This window comes from Streptomyces sp. AC558_RSS880 (assembly GCF_019049255.1).
In the GTDB taxonomy this organism is placed as follows: Bacteria; Actinomycetota; Actinomycetes; order Streptomycetales; family Streptomycetaceae; genus Streptomyces.
In genome coordinates, this window is sequence record NZ_JAGMUJ010000159.1 from 58587 (window position 1) to 79124 (window position 20538).

Genomic DNA, 20538 nt, shown 5'->3' on the forward strand with positions numbered 1-20538 from the left:
AGGGGCACGCCATGACCGCGACCGTCCCGCCCACGCCGTCCGACCCACCCATACCCGACCCGGCGGGACGCGTCGAGCTCCCGCCGGGCACCACCCTCACCGACGGCCGCTTCGTCAACGACGACCTGCTGCCGGTGCCGCTGGCCCGCCGCCGCTGGACGACGTACAACTTCACGGCCCTGTGGGTGGGGATGGCGCACAACATCCCCTCCTGGCTGCTCGCCTCCGGTCTCGTCGCGCTGGGGATGGACTGGAAGCAGGCCGTGTTCACCATCGCGCTCGCCAACGTCATCGTGCTCGCGCCGATGCTGCTGACCGGGCACGCCGGCCCCAAGTACGGCATCCCGTTCCCGGTGCTGGCCCGTGCCTCGTTCGGGCTGCGCGGCGCCAACCTGCCGGCGCTGATCCGGGCCGGGGTGGCCTGCGCCTGGTTCGGCATCCAGACCTGGATCGGCGGCCAGGGCGTCTTCGTGCTGCTGGGCAAGCTGTTCGGCGGCTGGGCCCAGGCGTCGGAGGTCGGGGGTCAGCCGTGGACGCTGTGGGTGTGCTTCGTGCTGTTCTGGGCCCTCGAACTGGCCATCATCTACCGGGGGATGGAGACCCTGCGCCGGTTCGAGAACTGGGCCGCGCCGTTCGTCATCGTGGGCGCGCTGGTGCTGCTGGCCTGGATCGCGAACAAGGCCGGCGGCCTCGGGCCGCTCCTCGACCAGCCGTCCCGGCTCGGCTGGGGCGCCGACTTCTGGCCGGTGTTCTTCCCGTCCCTCATGGGGATGATCGCGTTCTGGTCGACCCTGAGCCTGAACATCCCCGACTTCACCCGCTTCGGCGCGGGCCAGCGCGCCCAGGTCTGGGGGCAGACGCTCGGACTGCCCACCACCATGACCCTGTTCGCCCTGCTGTCGGTGTTCGTCACGTCCGGCAGCCAGGCGGTGTACGGGGCCCCGGTCTGGGACCCCGTCGCACTCGCCGGCCGGACCGACAACGTCTTCGGGCTGCTCTTCGCCCTGGTGACGGTCCTGGTCGCCACCATCTCGGTGAACATCGCGGCGAACGTGGTGTCACCGGCGTACGACCTGGCGAACCTGGCGCCGCGACTGATCAGCTTCCGCACCGGCGCGCTGATCACCAGTGTGGTCGGCGTGCTGATCATGCCGTGGAAGCTCACCGAGACACCCGAGCTGTACATCTTCACCTGGCTGGGTCTCGTCGGCGGGCTCCTCGGCACCGTCGCCGGGATCCTCATCGCCGACTACTGGATCGTCCGCCGCACCGCCCTGGACCTGCCCGACCTGTACACACCCGGCGGACGCTACTGGTACACCTCCGGCTGGAACCTGCGCGCCGTCGCCGCCTTCCTGGTCGGCGGGGTGCTCGCGGTGGGCGGCTCCCACTCGGCCCCGGGGAAGGGACCCTTCCCCGAGGACGGGCTGATCCCCTTCCTGAAGCCCCTCGCGGACTACGGCTGGGCGGTGGGGCTGGCGGCCTCGCTGGTCGTGTACGTCGCGCTGATGGCGGGCCACCGGCGCGCGTGAGCGCGCGGGGGCCTACCGGGCCGTGCCGAAGTCCTGGGTCCAGTAGGAGCCGGGCTGGGCGAGACCGACGCCGATCTCCTTGAACCCGCAGTTGAGGATGTTCTCCTTGTGGCCGGGACTGTTCATCCAGCCGGTCATCACCTGCTCGGGGGTGGAGTAGCCGTGGGCGACGTTCTCGCCGTAGGTGCTCCAGCTGTAGCCGGCGCGGGTGATGCGGTCGCCGGGCGAGGAGCCGTCCGACCCGGTGTGCGACATGGTGACGCTCGACGCCATGTCCTCGCTGTGGTCCTGCGCGGCCTTGGTCAGGGTGGCGTTCGCCTTCACCGGGGAGCAACCGGCCTTGGCGCGCTCGGCGTTGACGAGTTCCACGACCTTGGTGACGGCTCCGGAGGCACTGGCGCCGCCCGGTGCGGCCGGGCTCGGCGCGGTGGCGGTGGGCTTGGGAGCGGGCGTGGTGGGCTTGGGGGCCGCGGTGGTGGGCTTGGGGGCCGCGGTGGTGGGTTTGGGGGCGGCCGTGGTGGGCTTGGGGGCCGCGGTGGTGGGCTTCGGAGCGGCCGTGGTGGGCTTCGGGGCCGTGGTCGTGGGCCTGGAGGTGGCTGCCTCGGGGACCTTCGTCTTCGGCTTGTGCGACGGCTTCGCGCTGCTGTGCTTCGGCGTGGCGGGCTTCGAGGCGCTCGCGGTAGCGGTCGGCGTGCCCGACGGCAGGGCCGTGGGCTCACCGGGCTGCCGGCTGCTCCACTGGCTGTACCAGTCGGGGCCGCCCCACCTGTCCTCGGCCCCGGCCGCCGCGCCCTGGCTCTGCCGGCCGTCGTCGCCGGACCAGTCCGTACAGGCCATGGCGACCGAGGGTATGCCTATGACCCCCATGGCGACTGCCGCGACGACCGTCCGCCGGTACTGCTTCTGATGACGATGCTTTCCCATGAGTGACCTCACCCCTGCTGTCCGGAGGCTGGTCATTCTTGGGACGCCCCGGCACCGGGCGCAAAGGGCCCTCGTACTACCGGGCTTCGTAGGTCCGCGGGGGACTTGCGGCGGGCGGGAGAGCGTGCCGACCTGCCCGCGACGGGCCCTGCGGGACGCCTGCCGACCCGTCAGAAAGCCGTATGCGGCGAAGGAGCGGTGGCCATCGGCTTTCCGCCCGGTCACCCCCTGCCCCGCCCCCGTCCGCATTCACGGCAAGACGGACAAGTCCCCTATGTCGCCAGGATGATCGCTACTAAGCGACCCGCGCAGATCGCCGACGGTGTGTGACAGATGTCACGGAATCATCAATTCCGGTTCTTCTCCAGTGCCGCCACCGCCTCCTTGGCGGCCTTGATGGCGCCCTTGTTGATCTCGTCCGTGCCCGGTGCCTTCTTCGACTCGAAGTCGCTGCCGTTGTACGTCACGATCACCAGCGCGTTGGAGGCGCGGGCCACCACCACGCCCTCGCGCGTCTGCTGCTTGTCCTCGGTGGTGAGGTCCACGACGGAGTACGCCGCGTCCCCGAGCCCGGGGACCGCGCCCCCGCCGCTCTTGTCCTCCAGCCGCCCCTGGTACGACCGCTCCGCCGCCTCGTCCGACTCCAGCACCTCGAAGGAGACGTCGAGCCAGCGGTACTCGTACCCCTTGAGCGCGTTCCAGGAACAGGTGCGGCGCAGATCCGAGTCCGTGGACGGTATCTCCTTGCCGGCCGTCCTGGCGCCCGGCACAAGGGACTTGACGGTCTTCTCGACAACGCTGTCGCACGGTGCCGGCGCGGCGGCGTACGTCTTCACCGCCTGCGTCTGCGAAGGGGTCGAGGCGGACTGGGTCTTCGTCTTCCCGGTCGGCTGGTCCGCGGCCTCCGACGGCGCGTCCGTCGGGCCGGAGGACAGCGCCCAGCCGGCCGCGGCGAGGACGATGACCGGGGACAGACGCGCGGTCAGGGTGACCGGCAGAGGAAAGGAACGCACGGCGCACTCTTCGTGGGGGACGGTGCGGAGGGGGTCCGCACAGCGGACGGGACGCCAGTGTCACACGCGTTCCCGTGGTGCGGGAAGGGCCAACTCGCTCCGTAGGGGGGCGGTGACAGGTACGTACCGCCGGAGGCGGCGACTTGCCTCAATTCCCCCCGTCAAAAGGCGATTTGCGTGCCTCAGGGTACGCGGGCGGTCCAGTCCGGCGTGGTGAACTTCGTCCGCGCCAGTTCCTCCGCGAGGGCCAGCTCCGCGTCCGTCACCTTGCCGTCCGCCGCCCCGTACCGGGCGCGGAACGAGTCGATCATCCGCTCGATGACGGCCTCGCGCGGCAGACCGGTCTGCCGGCGCAGCGGGTCCACCCGCTTCTTCGCGCTCTTGGTGCCCTTGTCGGACAGCTTCTCCCGGCCGATGCGCAGCACGTCGAGCATCTTGTCGGCGTCGATGTCGTACGCCATCGTCACGTGGTGCAGCACCGCGCCGGGGCCGCCGTCCGGGCCCACGATCCGCTTCTGCGCGGCGCCCGCGATCTTGCCCTGGTCGGTGGCGATGTCGTTCAGCGGCTGGTACCAGGCCCGGATCCCCATCTCGCCGAGCGCGCCCAGCACCCAGTCGTCGAGGTAGGCGTAGCTGTCCTGGAACGACAGCCCCTGCACCAGCGCCTCCGGCACCGACAGCGAGTACGTGATGGTGTTGCCGGGTTCCACGAACATCGCGCCGCCGCCGGAGATCCGGCGCACCACCTCGACGCCGTGCCGCCGGGCGCCCTCGGGGTCGACCTCGTTGCGCAGCGACTGGAAGCTCCCGATGATCACCGCCGGGGCGCCCCACTCCCACACCCGCAGCGTCGGCGGACGCCGGCCGGCGGCGACCTCGGCGGTCAGGACCTCGTCCAGCGCCATGTGCAGGGCGGGGGACTGCGGGCCCTCGTGGACCACCTGCCAGTCGTAGTCGGTCCAGTCGGTGGCGTGCGCGAGCGCGCGGCGCACCGCGGTGCCGACGCCCTCCGAGGTGAGCCCGTACATCACGGTCCCCTCGGGGAGGGCCGCGTCGATCCGCGCGGCCAGACCGGCGGCGTCGGTGTCGGCGGGGGCGCCGTCCAGGGCGCGGTTCACGGCGTCCAGCGCCTCGTCCGGTTCGAGGAAGAAGTCGCCCGCCACGCGCACGTGCCGCAGCGCGCCGTCCTCCACGTCCACGTCCACGACGACGAGCTTGCCGCCGGGAACCTTGTACTCACCGTGCACGGCTCCGCCTTTCCCTGCTGTCGTGGACGCCAACACCGGCGGGGGCGGGGGTGTTCCCCGCCCCGGACCGGCGGGAGGTCGGACGGCCCCGGCGGCGACCGGGAACGGGCGCGGAACGGGCGGTCGGGGGCGGCGGGCCGATTGCCGGGGGACACAGGGCGGTGCGGCACGATCCGCCCGGGACGTTCCAGCAGACTGGGCGTGGCCGACGGCAGGACCTCGGTGCACGGGTGGCGGGAGCCCTCCGGGACCCGGGCGGCCCGGCCCTCCACCGTCCGCGCAGCCCAGGAGGCACCATGACCTCGTCCCAGTCCCAGCCCCTCCGCGGCGTCGTGCCGCCCGTCTGCACCCCCCTGGACGCGTCGGGCGAGGTCGACACCGTCTCGCTCACCCGGCACGTGGAGCACCTCGTGGACGAGGGGGTGCACGGGTTGTTCGCCCTGGGCTCCAGCAGCGAGGTCGCCTTCCTCACCGACCGGCAGCGGGAGGTGGTGCTGCGGACCGTCGTCGAGGCCGTCGCGGGCCGCGTCCCCGTGCTCGCCGGCGTCATCGACATGACCACGCCCCGCGTCCTCGTCCACGCGGAGGCCGCCCGCGAGGCCGGCGCCGACGCGCTGGTCGCGACCGCCCCCTTCTACGCCCGGACCCACCCCGTCGAGATCGCCCACCACTTCCGCACCGTCCGCTCCCGCGGCGGCCTGCCCCTGTACGCCTACGACCTCCCGGTCTCCGTGCACAGCAAGCTCTCCGTCGCCCTGGTGCGCGAACTCGCCGCGGACGGCACGCTGTCCGGCCTCAAGGACAGCAGCGGCGACGAGGGCTCCCTGCGCCGGCTCATCGTCGAACTCGGCGGACGCGGGGGCCGCGCCGACGGCCCGGCGCCCTCCTTCAGCATCCTCACCGGGTCCGAACTCACCGTGGACACCGCCCTGCTGGCGGGCGCCGACGGCGTCGTGCCCGGCCTGGGCAACGTGGACCCCGCCGGCTACGTACGCCTCTACGACGCCGTGCGCGGCGGCGACCTCGACCGTGCCGTCGAGGAACAGGAGCGGCTCGTCGAGCTGTTCGGCATGGTCGACGCCGGACCGGAGAACGAGATGGGCCGCAACTCCTCCGCCATCGGCGCCTTCAAGCACGCGCTGCGCCTGCTCGGGGTGTTCGCTGACGGCACCACCGCGGCCCCGCAGATCCAGCTGGGCGACGCCGCGATCGCGCTCGTCGAGCAGCGGCTGCGCGGCGCCGGCCTGCTCCCGGCCCGATGACGGCACGGCATCCGGACGACGCACCGGTGACCGGCCGCGACCTCGCCGCCGCGAGCACCGCCCGCACCGTGCCGACCGCGCCGGCCCGGGCCGGCGCGGCCGGTCCCGCGTCCTGACCGACGGCCGGCGGAGGGGCGGGTGCCGGTTAGCCTGAGCGGCATGCGTGTCATCAGGGACCTGCCGGCACTCGCCGCCGGCGAGGGGGACGTGCCCTTCGTGATCCAGGGGTACGAGGAGGTCGTCGCCGCCGACACGACGTGGAACGAACACTCGCACCCCTGGCACGAACTCCTCTGGAACGAGTACGGCACCTCCACCGCCGTGGTCGGTTCCCAGGTGTGGTGCATCACGCCGACGCTGGGCCTGTGGATGCCGGCGGGGCAGCTGCACTCCGCCTCCGCGGTCGCCGGGACCTCCTACCGCGCCCACTTCTTCCGGCACGGCACACGGTCGGCGCTGCCCGACGAGCCGGTGGCCGTGGAGATCACCCCGCTGCTCCGGCTGCTCCTGGAGCGGCTCGAGGAGCCCGGCCTGCCGCCGCACTCCAGGGCCGTGGCCGAGGCGATGGTGCTCGACGTGCTGTGCCCGTCGTCCCGGGCGCTGCTGGTGCAGCTGCCCACCTCCGCGTTGCTGCGGCCCATCGTGGACGCCGTACGGGCCGATCCCTCCGACCAGCGCACGCTCACCGGCTGGGCCGCCGCCCTCGGGTGCAGCGCCCGCACGATCACCCGCGCGTTCCAGAGCGAGACGGGTACGAGCTTCGCCCGCTGGGTCGCCTCGGTGCGGGCCCAGCACGCCGTGCAGCTGCTGTCCCTCGGCTTCGAGGTCGACGTGGTGGCCGACGCGGTCGGCTACCGCTCGGCGAGCGCCTTCGGGGCGGCCTTCCGGCGGACGACCGGCATGACCCCCGGCAGGTTCCGGGCGCGCTGAGGGACCGGGGAGGGCGACGGCCGTCGCCCGGGGAACCCGTCCGCCCGCGTGTCCCGATCGCTACAAGGGATGTCGAAAAGGCTCGATTGATCGACGCGCCCCCACTCCATACGCTGTTCAGGCAAGCCTTACCTAACTTGCTGTAGCGAGTCTGGTGCCCCGCTCCACGACCCACGGTCCCCGGTCCGGACGTGCGAGCTCCGGCACCCCGGACCGAAAGTGGAACACGGTCGATGAGAACCCCACGCCTTCGCGCGCTCGCCCTCGCGGCGGCCCTCCTGCTCGGACTCACCGCCTGCGGCGGCGAGTCCGGCGACACCAACGACGACAGCGGCGCCGCCGGTGCCGACGCCAAGGGCTCCGGCCAGTTCCCGGTGACGATCAAGCACGCCCTCGGCACCACGGTCATCCCCGAGAAGCCGAAGCGCGTCGCCACCGTGAACTGGGCCAACGACGAGGTCCCGCTCGCCCTCGGCGTCGTCCCCGTCGGCATGGCCAAGGCCAACTTCGGCGACGACGACGGCGACGGCGTACTGCCCTGGGTCGAGGAGAGGCTCAAGGAACTCGACGCCAAGACGCCGGTCCTGTTCGACGAGACCGACGGCATCGACTTCGAGGCCGTCGCCGACACCAAGCCGGACGTCATCCTCGCCTCGTACTCCGGACTGACGGAGCAGGACTACGAGACCCTCAGCCAGATCGCCCCCGTCGTGGCCTACCCCGAGGCCGCCTGGGCGACCCCGTGGCGCGACATCATCCGCTTCAACAGCAAGGCCATCGGACTGGCCGACGAGGGCGACGACCTGATCGCCGACCTCGAGGGGCAGATCGAGAAGACCGCCGCGAAGTACCCCCAGCTGAAGGGGAAGACGGCGATGTTCATGACGCACGTGTCGTCCAAGAACGTCAGCCAGGTCGGCTTCTACACCACCCACGACACCCGCACGCAGTTCTTCACCGACCTCGGCCTGGAGATCCCCGCCAGCGTCTCCGGCCCGTCCGAGTCGACGAAGAAGTTCGTCCTCACCAAGAGCGCCGAGCACATCGACGACTTCAACGACGTCGACATCATCACCGGCTACGGGGACGACAAGGGCGAGCTGCTGAAGGCCCTCAAGAAGGACCCGCTCACCTCCAAGCTGGCCGCAGTGCGGCGGGACTCCCTCTACCTGCTGCCCGGCAGCACCCCGCTGGCCACCGCCGCCAACCCGACCCCGCTGTCCATCCCGTACGTCCTGGAGGACTACGTGAAGGCGCTCGCCGACGCCGCGGACAAGGCGGACAAGGCCGCGTGACCGTCACCGCCGTCCCGCCCGCGCCGGACACCGCCCCGCTGCGGCGTCCGGCGCGCGTGCGCGTCACCTGGCTCCTCGTCGTCGCCGCGGTCCTGCTCGCCGCCATGACCGCCTCCCTCGCCTACGGCTCCCGGGACGTCGCCTGGGCCGACGTGTGGGCGGCGCTCGGCGGAGCGGAGGGCACCCTGGAGGAGGCGGCGGTCGCCAACCGCGTACCGCGCACCCTCCTCGCCGTCGTCGTCGGCGCCGCCCTGGGCCTCTCCGGCGCGGTCATGCAGGGCGTCACCCGCAACCCGCTGGCCGACCCCGGCATCCTCGGCGTCAACATGGGCGCCTCGCTCGCCGTGGTCACCGGCATCGCCTACTTCGGCCTCGCGTCGGTGTCCGGATACATCTGGGCGGCGATGACCGGGGCGGCCGTGACCGCCGGATTCGTGTACGCCGTCGGCTCGCTGGGGCGGGGCGGCGCCACCCCGCTGAAGCTGGCCCTCGCCGGTGCCGCCATCGCGGCCGCGCTCGCCTCCCTGGTCAGCGCCGTCGTCCTGCCCCGCAACGACATCTCCGACACCTTCCGGCTGTGGCAGATCGGCGGCGTCGGCGGTGCCACCTACGCGCAGCTGGGCAGCGTCCTGCCGTTCCTCGCCGCCGGCTTCGTCGTCTGCCTGGCCTCCGCCCGCGCCCTCAACTCCCTCGCCCTGGGTGACGAGCTGGCCGCCGGACTCGGCGAGCGGGTGGCCCTCGTGCGGGCGGGCGCCGCGCTCGGCGCGGTCGTGCTGTGCGGCGCGTCCACCGCCGTCGCCGGCCCGATCGCCTTCGTCGGACTCGTCGTACCGCACGCCTGCCGGCTGCTGGTGGGCGTGGACCACCGCTGGCTGCTGCCGTTCTCCGCGCTGGGCGGCGCCGTCCTGCTGACGGTCGCCGACGTGGTGGGGCGGGTCGTGGCCCGGCCGTCCGAGATCGAGGTGGGCATCGTGACCGCGTTCGTCGGCGCCCCCTTCTTCATCCACATCGTCCGCCGGCAGAAGGTCAGATCCCTGTGAGCGCCCCCGTCGTCACCGCCCCGCCCACACTGCGCACGGTCACCCGGGCCCGGGTCCGCCGCGCGTACCGGCGACGGCTGATCGTCTGCGCCCTGCTGGTCCTCGTCGTCGCCGCCTTCGTCACCACGCTCATGGCCGGGCACACCTTCTACCCGGCCTCCGACGTGCTGCGCGTCGTCATGGGCGAGCAGGTGCCGGGCGCCTCCTTCACCGTCGGCACGCTGCGGCTGCCGCGCGCGGTGCTCGCCCTGACCGCCGGGTTCAGCTTCGGCATGGCCGGCGTCACCTTCCAGACGATGCTCCGCAACCCGCTCGCCAGCCCCGACGTCATCGGCATCAGCGCGGGCGCGGGCGCGGCGGCGGCCATCGCCATCGTCACCTTCTCGCTGAGCGAGACCCAGGTGTCCGCGCTGGCGATCACCGCCGCGCTCGGGGTGGCGCTGCTGGTGTACGTCCTCGCGTTCCGCGACGGGGTCGCCGGCACCCGGCTCATCCTGATCGGCATCGGCATCGCCGCCCTCCTCGACAGCGTCACCTCCTACGTCCTGTCCCGGGCCGGTGAGTGGGACCTCCAAGCGGCGATGCGCTGGCTCACCGGCAGCCTCAACGGCACCACCTGGGAAGAGACCGTGCCCACCGTCCTGGCCGTGCTGGCGCTCGGCCCGGTGCTGCTGTTCCAGGGCCGCAACCTGAGCGCGCTGAGCCTGGGCGACGACACGGCCTCCGCGCTCGGCGTCCGCGTCGAACGCACCCGCGTCACCGTGATCGTCGCCGCCGTCGGACTGATCGCGTTCGCCACGGCGGCCGCCGGACCGATCGCCTTCGTCGCGTTCCTCTCCGGTCCGATCGCCGCCCGGCTCACCGGAACCGGAGGCTCCCTGCTGGTGCCGGCCGGCCTGGTCGGCTCCCTGCTCGTCCTCGTCGCCGACTTCACCGGCCAGTACGCCTTCGACACCCGCTACCCGGTGGGCGTCGTCACCGGCGTCCTCGGCGCGCCTTACCTTGTCTACCTGATCGTCCGCACCAACCGGGCCGGAGGCTCACTGTGACCGCGTCCCACACCCTCGCCACCGAGGACCTCACGCTCGGCTACGGCGACCGCGCCGTCATCGAGGGCCTGGACCTGACCCTCGCGGCCGGGAAGATCACGGTGATCGTCGGCGCCAACGCCTGCGGCAAGTCGACGCTGCTGCGCTCGATGTCCCGGCTGCTGGTCCCGCGCACCGGCCGGGTCGTCCTGGACGGCAAGGAGGTCCACCGCACCCCCGCCAAGGAACTCGCCCGCACCCTCGGCCTGCTGCCGCAGTCACCGGTCACACCCGAAGGCATCACGGTCCTCGACCTGGTCGGCCGGGGCCGCCACCCCCACCAGCGGGCCTTCTCCCGCTGGACGGCGCAGGACGACGCCGCGGTCGCCGCCGCGCTGGAGGCGACCCGGACGACGGAACTGGTGGAGCGGTCCGTCGACGAACTCTCCGGCGGCCAGCGCCAGCGCGTGTGGATCGCGATGGCGCTGGCCCAGCAGACCGACCTGCTGCTGCTCGACGAGCCCACCACGTTCCTCGACGTCAGCCACCAGATCGAGGTCCTCGACCTGCTGACCGACCTGAACCGGACCCGCGGCACCACGATCGTCATGGTCCTGCACGACCTCAACCTGGCCGCCCGCTACGCGGACCGGCTCGTCGCCCTGGCCGCGGGCCGGCTGCACGCCGCCGGAACACCCGAGGAGGTGATGACCGAGGACACGGTCCGGGCCGTCTACGGCATGGACAGCCGCGTCATCGAGGACCCGGTCTCGGGCAAGCCCCTCGTTCTGCCGATCGGACGCCACCACTCGACGACCGGGGACGCGGAAGCCGCCCCCGCGCCGGAATCGGCCGGGAGCCGCTGACCATGCACGCCAAACTCGCCGCCGTACTCCCCGATCTCTCCCCCTGGCGCTCCTCCCGCGACTTCCGCCTGCTCTGGGTGCAGGGCGTCGTCACCTACGTCGGCAGCGTGATGGCGCTGATCGCGCTGCCGCTGCAGATCAAGGAGCTGACCGGCTCACCGCTCGCGGTGGGCGCGATGGGCGCCGTCGAACTGGTGCCGCTGGTGGTCTTCGGCCTGTACGGCGGGGCACTCGCCGACGCCGTGGACCGGCGCAAGGTCATCGTGCTCACCGAGGCGGGACTGGGAGTGCTGGCCGCCGTCCTGCTGCTGAACGCGCTGCTGCCCAGCCCCATGCTGTGGCCGCTGTACGTGGTCGCGGCCGGTGTCGCGGCACTCGCCGGACTCCAGCGGCCCGCCCTGGACTCGCTGCTGGCCCGGATCGTCCCGCACGACCAGCTCGCCGCCGCGGCCGCGCTGAACTCGCTGCGCTGGCAGACCGGCGCGATCGCCGGACCGGCGCTGGCGGGCCTCGTCGTCGCGTACGCGGGCAACAGCACCGCGTACGCCATCACGGTGGTGAGCTTCGCGGTGTCGGTCCTGATGTGCCGCCGGCTGGCACCGGTGCCGCCGGTCGAGCAGGCGGCCAGGCCGTCGCTGCGCGGCATCGCCGAGGGGGCCCGGTACGCCTGGTCCCGGCCGGTGCTCCTTGGCACGTACGCGGTCGACCTGGCGGCGATGTTCCTCGCCTTCCCCAACACCGTCTTCCCCTTCCTCGCCGACGAGCTCGACGCCGACTGGTCGCTGGGCCTCATGTACGCGGCGGGCTCCGTCGGATCGCTGCTGGTCACCCTCACCAGCGGCTGGGTCTCCCGGACGCGGCGGCACGGCCTGCTGGTGGTGTTCGGCGCGGCCAGCTGGGGCCTGGCGATGGCGGCGGCCGGCTGGACGTCGAACGTCTGGCTGGTGCTGCTGTGCCTCGGGCTGGCGGGAGCGGGGGACATGCTGAGCGGACTGGGCCGGGCGACCATCTGGAACCAGACCATCCCGGACCGGCTGCGCGGCCGGCTCGCCGGCATCGAGGTCCTCTCCTACAGCGTCGGCCCGCAGCTGGGCCAGGTCCGCGCCGGGGCGATGGCCGGCTGGACCGGCGTACGCCCCGCGATCTGGACGGGCGGACTCGCGTGCGTCGCGGCGGTGGGCCTGCTCGCCGCCGCGCTGCCGAAGCTCATCAGCTACGACGCCCGCACCGACGAGGACGCCCGCCGCCGCGCCGCCGAGGGCACCGGAACCGCACCGGGCGGCGAGGGCACCGGAACCGCACCTGGCGGCGAGGGCACCGGAACCGCGCCGGGCCGTGACGGCGTCGGCGCCGATCGGTAGCCCGCTGTCCCGTCACGGCCGAACGACCGGCAACGGCGCGGAGACGCACCGGCTCGTGCCGCTGAAACTCCCCGGAGCCGCCCCGAGCGAAAAGGAATTCCCCGGCGCTCCCGGCCCGGCACGTCAGACATCCGCTTCACGCCGTGGGCGTTCCGGCTCTCGTCGAGACATCCGGCGTCCACGCACCGGAATTCCGGGGCCGCTCAGGGGCTCCTCCGGGCGTACCTCGTCCAGGCGGGCCCGCCAGGTGACGCCGGCGTTGTTGGCCAGGCCGTGCACCTGCCCGTACGACTCCCGCAGTTCGGCCGCGAGTTCGGCCCAGTCCTGCTCGCTGGTCACGTCGAGGCGCCGGCAGCCGGGCGCCTCGGTGACGTCGGTGGCGATGACCCGGGCGCCCTCCCGGGTGAGCGCCTCGGCCTCGGCGGCGCCCTGCCCGCGGGCGGCGCCGGTGACCACGACGACCTTGCCGAGCAGCCTCTGGGGGCGCAGGTCGCTCACGGCCGTTCCCGGGACCGGCGCCGGCCGGCCGGCAGTGGAACGGGCTCCACGCCAGGGACGACGGTGTTGGTGAGGGTGCCGAGGCCCTCGACGGTGAGGGTGACGGTGTCGCCGGGCTTCAGCGGCGGCGGGGTCCGCTCGCCGCGCCGGCCCCAGAGTTCGGCCAGGCAGCCGCCGTTGCCGCAGGTGCCGGAGCCGAGGACGTCACCGGGGACGACCCGGGTGCCGCGGGAGGCGTAGGCGGTCATCTCCTCGAAGGTCCAGCTCATGTTGGACAGCAGGTCCTCGCCGACCTTCTCGCCGTTGACCTCGGCGGTCAGCGCCAGGCGCAGGAAACCGTCGGCGTCCCGGTACGGTTCCAGCTCGTCGGCGGTGACCAGGTACGGGCCGAGGGTGGTGGCGGTGTCCTTGCCCTTGCAGGGGCCGAGGCCGACCTTCATCTCGGCGGACTGCAGGTCGCGGGCGGACCAGTCGTTGAAGACGGTGTAGCCGACGATGTGGTCGCGGGCCTGCTCGGGGGTGAGGTCACGGCCTTCCCGGCCGATGACCGCGCCCACTTCCAGTTCGAAGTCCAGGACGGCTGATCCGGGCGGCACGGGAATCCGGTCCCCGTGACCGTGGACGGCGTGCGGGTTGGTGAAGTAGAAGGTCGGGGCCGCGTACCACTGCTCGGGGACGCCGCCGGTGCCTTCCACGGACCGGCGCACCCCCTCGACGTGTTCCTCGAAGGTGACGAAGTCCCGTACGGAGGCGGGTCGCAGCGGTGGCAGCAGGCGGACCTGGGAGACGTGCGGACCCCGCGGTACGTCGAAGCTCGCGGCGCCGGCGTCGAGCAGGGCCGGGAGTCCCCCTCCCCGGCCGAGGAGCTCGGTGAGGGAGCGGACGCCGGGGACGGGGAAGAGCACGCCCTCGTCGTCGACGACCGCGAGACGGGCCCGGTGGTGGTGTTCATAGGTGGCGAAGCGCATGTACGGCTCCTGGCGGAGGGGCCCGGGGGAGCGGCGGACCGCGTCAGGGCGGTGGACGGGCCGCCGCGCCCCCGGAGCCGAGAAGGGCGGGATCAGACCGGCGGGGCGACGAAGACGCCGCGGTCGGGGTCGTTGAAGGACTCCTTGGCGACGAGTTCGTTCATGGGGTTGGCGGTGCCCCACTGGTCGGTGACCTCGGGCCGGGAGAAGTCGTAGACGTGGGGGTGCCAGGTGTCCTCGTCCAGGCACTCCAGCTCGGTGGTGTACTCGACGGTGTTGCCGTGCGGGTCGAGGAAGTAGGTGAAGGTGTTGTCGCCCGCCATGTGCCGTCCCGGACCCCAGATCTTCTTGAAGCCCGCGCGGATGACGCGCCCGGAGCCGCGCATGTACTCGTCGATGCCGCGCATCTCGAAGGAGACGTGGTGCAGGGAGGTGTGCGGGCCCTTGGCCAGCGCCATCGAGTGGTGCTGGTTGGAGATCCGCATGAAGTGCATGACCTCGCCCATGTGGGGCGAGCTGAGCGTGTCGGAGAGGCGGAAGCCGAGGTGGCGCTCGTACCACGCGCGGGTGCGGTTCAGATCGGGCGAGTTGAGGACGACGTGGCTCAGCTTGACCGGGATGGACTCCTTCTCCTCGATCTTGCGGTGCCGGCGCACCGCGACGTCGGCGGAGACCTCGATGGTGCGGCCGTCCACGTCGAAGAAGCGGAAGCCGTAGCCGCCGCCGGGGGTGTCGACCGTGCCCGGCCGGGATATCAACCGCACGCCTCCCGCGAGCAGTCGCTCGGCGAGGGTGTCGACGTCCTCGCGCGAGGCGGCGCCGTAGGAGACCAGGTCGAGGCGCTTCTCGTCGGCCTTGCGCAGTCGTACGACGTACTGCTCGGGGGAGCCCTCGGCGGCCAGGAAGGAGATCCCGGAGTCCTCGGCGACCTTGGTCAGGCCCCAGACGCCGGCGTAGAAGTCGAGCTGCTTGTCGTAGTCGGGCACGGCGAGGTCGACGTGCCGCAGGTGGGTGAGCAGGCGCATGGTGTCAGTCCTTCCGGAGGAGGGCGGCGGCGTTGCCGCCCCGTACGGCGTCGAAGTCGGTCTCGGACAGCTGTGCGGCGCGCAGGGCGGCCAGGGGGTCCTCGGTGCCCATGTCGAAGGGGAAGTCGGAGCCGAGCAGGACCCGGTCGGCGCCGGCGACGCGCACCAGTTCGCGCAGGACGTGCGGGTCGTGGACGAGGGAGTCGAAGTACAGGCGCCTGAGGTAGCTGCTGGGCGGGTGGGCGCAGCCGGCGCCCGCGTCGGAGCGGGTGGACCAGGCGTGGTCGGAGCGGCCGATGTGGGTGGGCAGGTAGCCGCCGCCGTGCGCGGCGATCAGTTTCAGGGCGGGGTGCCGGTCCAGGACACCGGAGAAGATCAGGTGCGAGAGGGCGACGGCGTTCTCGGTGGGCTGCCCGACCGTGTTGGACAGGTACCACCGGTCCAGCCGCTCGTCGAGCGTGCAGCCGAAGGGATGCAGGAAGAGCAGTGCGCCGGTCTCCTCGGCGCGGGCCCAGAAGGGTGCGTAGGCCGGGTCGGAGAGTTCGCGGCCGGGGGCGTGGCTGGAGATCTCCACACCGAGCAGCCCTTGCGCGAGGGCGTGGTCGAGCGCGTCGACCGCGAGCGCCGGGTGCTGGAGCGGGACCAGGCCCAGTCCGCGCAGCCGGCCGGGTGCGGCCGAACAGTGCGCGGCGGTCGCCTCGTTGGCCAGCCGGTACACCTTCTCGGCCGTCTCCTCGCCGGCCCAGTAGTGGTAGTGCGAGGGGGAGGGGCTGACCAGCTGGACGTCCACGCCCTGCGCGTCCATCGCCGCCAGCCGCACGGTGACGTCGGTCAGCCGGGGGAAGCGCTCGCGGACCATGGGGCCGCTGACCGCGAGGGCGGCGGGGCCGTTGCGGCGGGCGTCCAGCGCGCGCGCCTCGGCCAGTCCGGGCCGCCCCTCGACCAGCGCCTCGATCCCGGGAAGCAGGACGTGCGCGTGGACGTCGACGGTGGGAGTGGCCGCCCGAGGCTCCGGCGCGGTCACGGCAGCTCCCGGAGCATGGTCATGGTGCGGGCCATCAGCCCGGGCACGTCGGCGTCGCGCACCCCGTCGAGCTGCCACCGCCCGATCTGGACGGATGCCTCCACGACCGGGCGGACGCGGGTGATCCGCCGCTCGTAGTACGCCTGGAACAGCGCGTCGTCCCAGGTCTCGGCCTCGGTCAGCAACTGGGCGAGCACCCACGCGTCCTCCAGGGAGAGGGCGGCCCCCTGCGCGAGGGTGGGCGGGCAGCAGTGCGCGGCGTCACCGATCAGCACGACCCGGCCGCGGTGCCAGGAACCCTCGACCAGCATCCGGTCGAACCAGGTGTAGTTGACCTTCGCCGGGTCGGTGATGTGCGCGGTGATCTCGGGCCAGAAGCCACCGTAGTGCCGGGTGAGGCGGCGCATCTCGTCCGCGTACGACTCGGGGGGTATCCCGGCGCGGTCGCGGTTGGCCTCGACGACGTACGCGTAGAGCGTCGTCTCGCTGGTGGGGCAGTACCCGGCGATGTACGCCGGGCCGCCGTAGGCGAGGTCGGTACGGGTGACACCGGCCGGGCGGGGGGCCGCGACGCGCCAGATGGCCATGCCGGTCGGTTCGGGCTTGTCGGTGATGCCGATCGCGGCGCGGGTGGCGCTGCCGAGGCCGTCGGCGGCGACCACCAGGTCGTAACGGTGCTCGGAGCCGTCGGAGAGCCGGACGGAGACCCCGTCGGCGTCCTGGCCCAGGATCTCGGCGGTGGTGCCCAGGCGCACGGTGGCGCCACTGGCGCGTACGGCGTCGATGAGGATCCGCTGGAGTCGCGGTCGCTGCATGCCGACCGTGGCGGGCAGGTCGTCGCCGCCGGTGCGCAGGTCGTCCTGGACGTGCAGGACGGTGCCGTCGGGGGCGGTGATGCCGACCGAGCCGAAGCCGTGACCGGACGCCTCCACCTGCTCCCGGACGCCCAGTTCGCGCAGGACGCGCAGGGCGTTGCCCTGGAGGGTGATGCCGGAGCCGGCGGTGGCGTTCCAGTCGTCCTTGACCTCGACCAGGTCCACGGTGAGGCCGGCGCGGCGCAGCAGGATCGTCACGGCGTTGCCGGCCGCGCCGCCGCCGACGACGAGGACCGTGCGGGGGTGGGTCATGGGGAACTCCCTTGTTCCGCTGCTTACTTGACGGCGATCGGGTTGACGGGGGAGCCGACCGCGCCGGTGATGGGCAGGGGCGCGGCGGTGAGCCAGAAGGCGTACTCGCCGTCGGCCGCGCAGTCCTCGGCGAGGGCGTCCAGGTCCCACATCTCGCCGATCAGCAGACCGATGTGCGGGATGGCGACCTGGTGCAGCGGCTGGAAGGCGTGCTCGAACTCGTTCGGGCGGACCTCGAAGCCCCAGGTGTCGGTGGCGATCGCGGCGATCTCGGTGCGGTGCAGCCAGCCCGCCGAGGTGAACGACAGCCCCGGAGCGGGCCCGCCGGCGTAGTCCCCCCAGCCGGCGCGGCGTACCCGGGTGAGCTGGCCGGTGCGGACGAGCAGGATGTCACCGCGCCCCACCCGCACACCGTGCGCCTCGGCGGTCGCCGTGAGGTGCTCCTCGGTGATCGCGAAACCGTCCGGCAGCTCGCCGTCCTCACCGAGGACCCGTCCCACGTCCAGGAGCACACCGCGTCCGGCGACGTGCGGCGCCATGTGCTCGATGCCCGTGACCAGGTCGCCGTCGGAGGTGACGACCTTCTCGGCCGGGCGCCCGTTCCACGCCTTGCCGTGGTCGAAGATGTGCCCGAGCCCGTCCCACTGGGTGGAGCACTGCAACGGCATCGCGATCACGTCGTCGGCACCGCCGATGCCGTGCGGCAGCCCCTGGTTGCCCAGCGCGGCGTCGGTGCCGGTGTCGAGCATGGTGTGCACCGGGTTGGTGCGCCGGCGCCAGCCCTTCTGCGGGCCGTTGATGTCGAAGCGCTGGGAGAGGGAGAAGCTGACGCCCTTCCGGATCAGCGCGGCGCCCTCGCGGCGCTTCGCCCCGTCGAGGAAGTTGAGGGTGCCGAGCACGTCGTCCTCACCCCAACGACCCCAGTTGGAGCACGCCTTGGCGGCCTTCGCTATCGAGCCCTCGGGGTCGGTGCGGTCCAGGGTCACCGGGCCGCCTCCGCCACGCAACGGGTGCGCTGGGCACCGAGCCCGGTGATGGAGGCGTCCATGACGTCGCCGTCGCGCAGCAGTCGGCCCCAGTGCATGCCGTTGCCGGCCGGGGAGCCGGTGAGCACCAGGTCACCGGGCAGGAGGCGGGCGGTCTGCGAGGCGTAGGAGACCATCCGCGCCACGTCGAAGATCATGTCCTCGGTGGACTCGTCCTGCATGGTCTCGCCGTTCAGCCTCAGCGTCAGCCGCAGGTCGTCCGTGTCCGTGATCGAGGCGGCGGGCACGATCCACGGGCCCAGCGGTGTGAAACCGGGCGCGTTCTTGCTGCGCAGCCAGTCGGTCCCGATCTGCGGCATGTCCCGGCGGAAGACGGTGGCGCGGTCGGTGAGGTCGTTGGCGATCGTGTAGCCGGCGACGTGGTCCAGGGCCTCCCCGACGGACAGCCGGTGGGCCGGGCGGCCGATCACCGCGGCCAGTTCCAGTTCCCAGTCGGGCTTCTCGGCCCAGGACGGCAGCACGACGTCGTCGTAGGGACCGGTGATCGCGCTCGGCAGACCGATGAACACGTACGGCAGGTCCTCGGCCGCCCGCCGGTCCATGATCTCCGCGGCCTCCGCGCGGCGCTCCTCCTCCGGCCGGTCGTCACCCGGGGCCCGGTGCGCGACGTGCAGATCGATCACGTGCTGCCGGTAGTTGGCGCCGGACTGGAACACCTGACGCGGCTCGACCGGCGCGTGCACCCGGAACTCCGCCAGCGGCTCGCGCCGCGGAGTGCCGTCCTCGGTCAGCGCCGTCAGTCGCGGCAGCACCGCGTCCCAGTCGTCCAGGACGCCCCGCACGGTCAAGTCGGCGTCGCCCAGGGCCGGTCGCAGGTCGATCACCTGGGCGTCAGGGGTGACGAGAGCGGGGAAGGCGTTCCCCTCGGGGGCGGAAAGGGTGGCGAGGGCGAAGGGTCCGGCGAAGAGGGCGGACGCGGCTTCAGGTTTCACGGACATGTCCTCCTGATTGCGGTGGCACTAATCTGGACCCGCCACCCGCGATCACGGAAATCAATTCCATGGATGGTGGTCATCCACGCAACGAATTTCCGCAGGTCGTCGCCGGACAGCTAGGGAACGTGCCGTGAATCTCAGTCGCCTGGACCTCAACCTCGTCGTCGCCCTGCGCGCCCTGCTGGAGGAGCGCAACGTGACCCGTGCCGGGCAGCGCGTCGGCCTCAGCCAGCCGGCGATGAGTGCGGCGCTCTCGCGCCTGCGCCGGCACTTCGACGACGACCTGCTGGCCCGGGTCGGTGGCCACTACGAACTCACCGCTCTCGGACAGGTCCTCCTCGACCGCGCGTCCACCGCGTACGACCTGCTGGAACGTCTCTTCGCCAGCCAGGCGAGCTTCGACCCGGCCAAGGAGAGCCGTGAGTTCAAGCTCGTGGCGTCCGACTACGCGGTCGCCGTCTTCGGCGCCGAACTCGCCCGGGTCGTGCATCGGGAGGCCCCCGGCATCCGGCTGCGGTTCGCCCAGACGCCGACCACCGTGGTGGACGCCACGGACACCCTGCTGAGCACCACCGACGGCCTGCTCATGCCGCACGGCGTGGTCAGCGATTTCCCCGCCACCGACCTCTACCAGGACCGGTGGGTCTTCCTCGTCGCCGAGGACCACCCGAGCGTCGACGACCGGCTGACCCGGGAAGACCTGGCCCGGCTGCCCTGGGTCACCTACCAGCGCACCTACGACGCCCCGGCCGTCCGACAGCTCGGCATGCTGGGCATCGAGCCCCGCGTCGAGGTCTCCGTCGACAGCTTCCAGATCATGCCGCTGCTGGTCAGCGGAACCCGGCGCATCGCCCTGATCCAGGCCCGCCTCGCCCGGCTCCTCGCACCGCTCGCCGCCGTACGGGTGGTCGAGCCCCCCTATGAGGCGGTACCCCTGCGGGAGGCGTTGTGGTGGCACCCGGTGCACACCCACGACGCGGCCCACATCTGGCTGCGGGAGACCGCCGCCCGGGTCGGCGGCCGCATGACCGACGAGGTGGGGACATGAGCTGCGCGTAGCCGCGGGGAGCGGAGCCATCTGCCGGCTGGATGGCGGGTATCCGGTCCATGAATCGTGCCACCGCGAACGCACGATGCGCGAGACCGGTGGTTCCGCGAGCGGATGGATCCGGGCAGGCGGACCTTCCCCGTCGCCGGCCTGGATCCGCGCAGGCCGCGCCGCCGGCCACCGACGATCCGGAGCAGACCCGGATCCTCCGACGGAGTTTCAGGTTCCGCGTGCACGGGGCATCGCGAGCGGGCGACGAGCGCCGCGTAGGCTCCGTGGACGAGATGGTCTCGCGCTCGTCCTCCCCGGATACCCCCCCGCGGCCCGTTCTGCTGTCGGACGGGCCGACCGACGTCCACGAACACCGAG

At 72.6% G+C, this 20538-nt stretch carries 18 protein-coding genes and 1 pseudogene; 9 read left to right on the forward strand and 10 right to left on the reverse strand.

Translation table 11 applies throughout. The annotated features are described in order from the left end of the window. Positions 1 to 11: 11 nt before the first annotated feature. Complete coding sequence (locus KUM38_RS35365; protein WP_217135761.1) at positions 12 to 1532, forward strand: NCS1 family nucleobase:cation symporter-1; 1521 nt, start codon at positions 12 to 14, stop codon at positions 1530 to 1532. Between the two features lie 12 nt (positions 1533 to 1544). On the opposite strand, the gene KUM38_RS35370 is transcribed toward KUM38_RS35365, so the two are convergent. From KUM38_RS35370 to KUM38_RS35380, 3 genes are all read right to left on the reverse strand, one after another. Then, the gene (locus KUM38_RS35370; RefSeq protein ID WP_217135763.1) at positions 1545 to 2456 is read right to left on the reverse strand and encodes a CAP domain-containing protein; all 912 of its coding nucleotides are present in this window, start codon (positions 2454 to 2456) and stop codon (positions 1545 to 1547) included. Between the two features lie 347 nt (positions 2457 to 2803). Further along, complete coding sequence (locus tag KUM38_RS35375; RefSeq protein WP_217135766.1) at positions 2804 to 3469, reverse strand: hypothetical protein; 666 nt, start codon at positions 3467 to 3469, stop codon at positions 2804 to 2806. 182 nt (positions 3470 to 3651) lie between these two features. Next, positions 3652 to 4716, reverse strand: a complete 1065-nt coding sequence (locus KUM38_RS35380) for a lipoate--protein ligase family protein (RefSeq protein WP_217135769.1) — start codon at positions 4714 to 4716, stop codon at positions 3652 to 3654. Positions 4717 to 5012: 296 nt separating this feature from the next. Here KUM38_RS35380 and KUM38_RS35385 point away from each other — a divergent pair, with 296 nt between their 5' ends. The 7 genes from KUM38_RS35385 to KUM38_RS35415 all read left to right on the forward strand — a co-directional run bounded on the left by KUM38_RS35385 (position 5013) and on the right by KUM38_RS35415 (position 12498). Further along, on the forward strand, positions 5013 to 5978 hold the full coding sequence (locus tag KUM38_RS35385) for a dihydrodipicolinate synthase family protein (protein ID WP_217135771.1): 966 nt from the start codon (positions 5013 to 5015) through the stop codon (positions 5976 to 5978). Between the two features lie 159 nt (positions 5979 to 6137). Further along, on the forward strand, positions 6138 to 6908 hold the full coding sequence (locus KUM38_RS35390; RefSeq protein WP_217135774.1) for an AraC family transcriptional regulator: 771 nt from the start codon (positions 6138 to 6140) through the stop codon (positions 6906 to 6908). Positions 6909 to 7141: 233 nt separating this feature from the next. After that, positions 7142 to 8203 carry an iron-siderophore ABC transporter substrate-binding protein gene (locus KUM38_RS35395; protein WP_217135775.1) on the forward strand — a complete coding sequence of 354 codons (1062 nt, stop codon included), beginning with the start codon at positions 7142 to 7144 and terminating at the stop codon, positions 8201 to 8203. After that, positions 8200 to 9243, forward strand: a complete 1044-nt coding sequence (locus KUM38_RS35400; protein WP_217135777.1) for an iron ABC transporter permease — start codon at positions 8200 to 8202, stop codon at positions 9241 to 9243. Before KUM38_RS35395 ends, KUM38_RS35400 begins: the two co-directional genes overlap by 4 nt. Beyond that, the gene (locus KUM38_RS35405) at positions 9240 to 10292 is read left to right on the forward strand and encodes an iron chelate uptake ABC transporter family permease subunit (protein WP_217135779.1); all 1053 of its coding nucleotides are present in this window, start codon (positions 9240 to 9242) and stop codon (positions 10290 to 10292) included. The genes KUM38_RS35400 and KUM38_RS35405 overlap by 4 nt, the downstream gene beginning before the upstream one ends. Then, on the forward strand, positions 10289 to 11137 hold the full coding sequence (locus KUM38_RS35410) for an ABC transporter ATP-binding protein (RefSeq protein ID WP_217135780.1): 849 nt from the start codon (positions 10289 to 10291) through the stop codon (positions 11135 to 11137). Before KUM38_RS35405 ends, KUM38_RS35410 begins: the two co-directional genes overlap by 4 nt. Before the next feature lie 2 nt (positions 11138 to 11139). Next, complete coding sequence (locus tag KUM38_RS35415) at positions 11140 to 12498, forward strand: MFS transporter (RefSeq protein ID WP_217135782.1); 1359 nt, start codon at positions 11140 to 11142, stop codon at positions 12496 to 12498. A 210-nt stretch (positions 12499 to 12708) separates the two neighbouring features. Here KUM38_RS35415 and KUM38_RS35420 read toward each other — a convergent pair. The 7 genes and pseudogenes from KUM38_RS35420 to KUM38_RS35450 form a co-directional block, all read right to left on the reverse strand. Beyond that, a pseudogene (locus KUM38_RS35420) lies at positions 12709 to 12996 on the reverse strand (SDR family NAD(P)-dependent oxidoreductase); the annotation flags it as partial. Further along, entirely contained in the window at positions 12993 to 13964 is a 972-nt protein-coding gene (locus KUM38_RS35425; protein ID WP_217135784.1) for a fumarylacetoacetate hydrolase family protein, read from the reverse strand. The pseudogene KUM38_RS35420 and the gene KUM38_RS35425, both read right to left, overlap by 4 nt. A 92-nt stretch (positions 13965 to 14056) precedes the next feature. Beyond that, complete coding sequence (locus KUM38_RS35430) at positions 14057 to 14989, reverse strand: VOC family protein (protein ID WP_217135786.1); 933 nt, start codon at positions 14987 to 14989, stop codon at positions 14057 to 14059. A 4-nt stretch (positions 14990 to 14993) separates the two neighbouring features. Further along, positions 14994 to 16013 carry an amidohydrolase family protein gene (locus KUM38_RS35435; protein ID WP_217135788.1) on the reverse strand — a complete coding sequence of 340 codons (1020 nt, stop codon included), beginning with the start codon at positions 16011 to 16013 and terminating at the stop codon, positions 14994 to 14996. Continuing rightward, entirely contained in the window at positions 16010 to 17140 is a 1131-nt protein-coding gene (locus KUM38_RS35440; protein WP_217135789.1) for an FAD-dependent oxidoreductase, read from the reverse strand. The genes KUM38_RS35435 and KUM38_RS35440 overlap by 4 nt, the downstream gene beginning before the upstream one ends. 23 nt (positions 17141 to 17163) lie before the next feature. Beyond that, positions 17164 to 18126 carry a cyclase family protein gene (locus KUM38_RS35445; protein WP_217135790.1) on the reverse strand — a complete coding sequence of 321 codons (963 nt, stop codon included), beginning with the start codon at positions 18124 to 18126 and terminating at the stop codon, positions 17164 to 17166. After that, positions 18123 to 19124: a fumarylacetoacetate hydrolase family protein gene (locus tag KUM38_RS35450; RefSeq protein WP_217135792.1), complete on the reverse strand. Its 1002-nt coding sequence runs from the start codon at positions 19122 to 19124 to the stop codon at positions 18123 to 18125. Before KUM38_RS35450 ends, KUM38_RS35445 begins: the two co-directional genes overlap by 4 nt. 127 nt (positions 19125 to 19251) lie before the next feature. Here KUM38_RS35450 and KUM38_RS35455 point away from each other — a divergent pair, with 127 nt between their 5' ends. Beyond that, positions 19252 to 20169, forward strand: coding sequence for a LysR family transcriptional regulator (locus KUM38_RS35455; protein WP_217135794.1), 918 nt, complete (start codon positions 19252 to 19254; stop codon positions 20167 to 20169). Positions 20170 to 20538 lie beyond the last annotated feature (369 nt).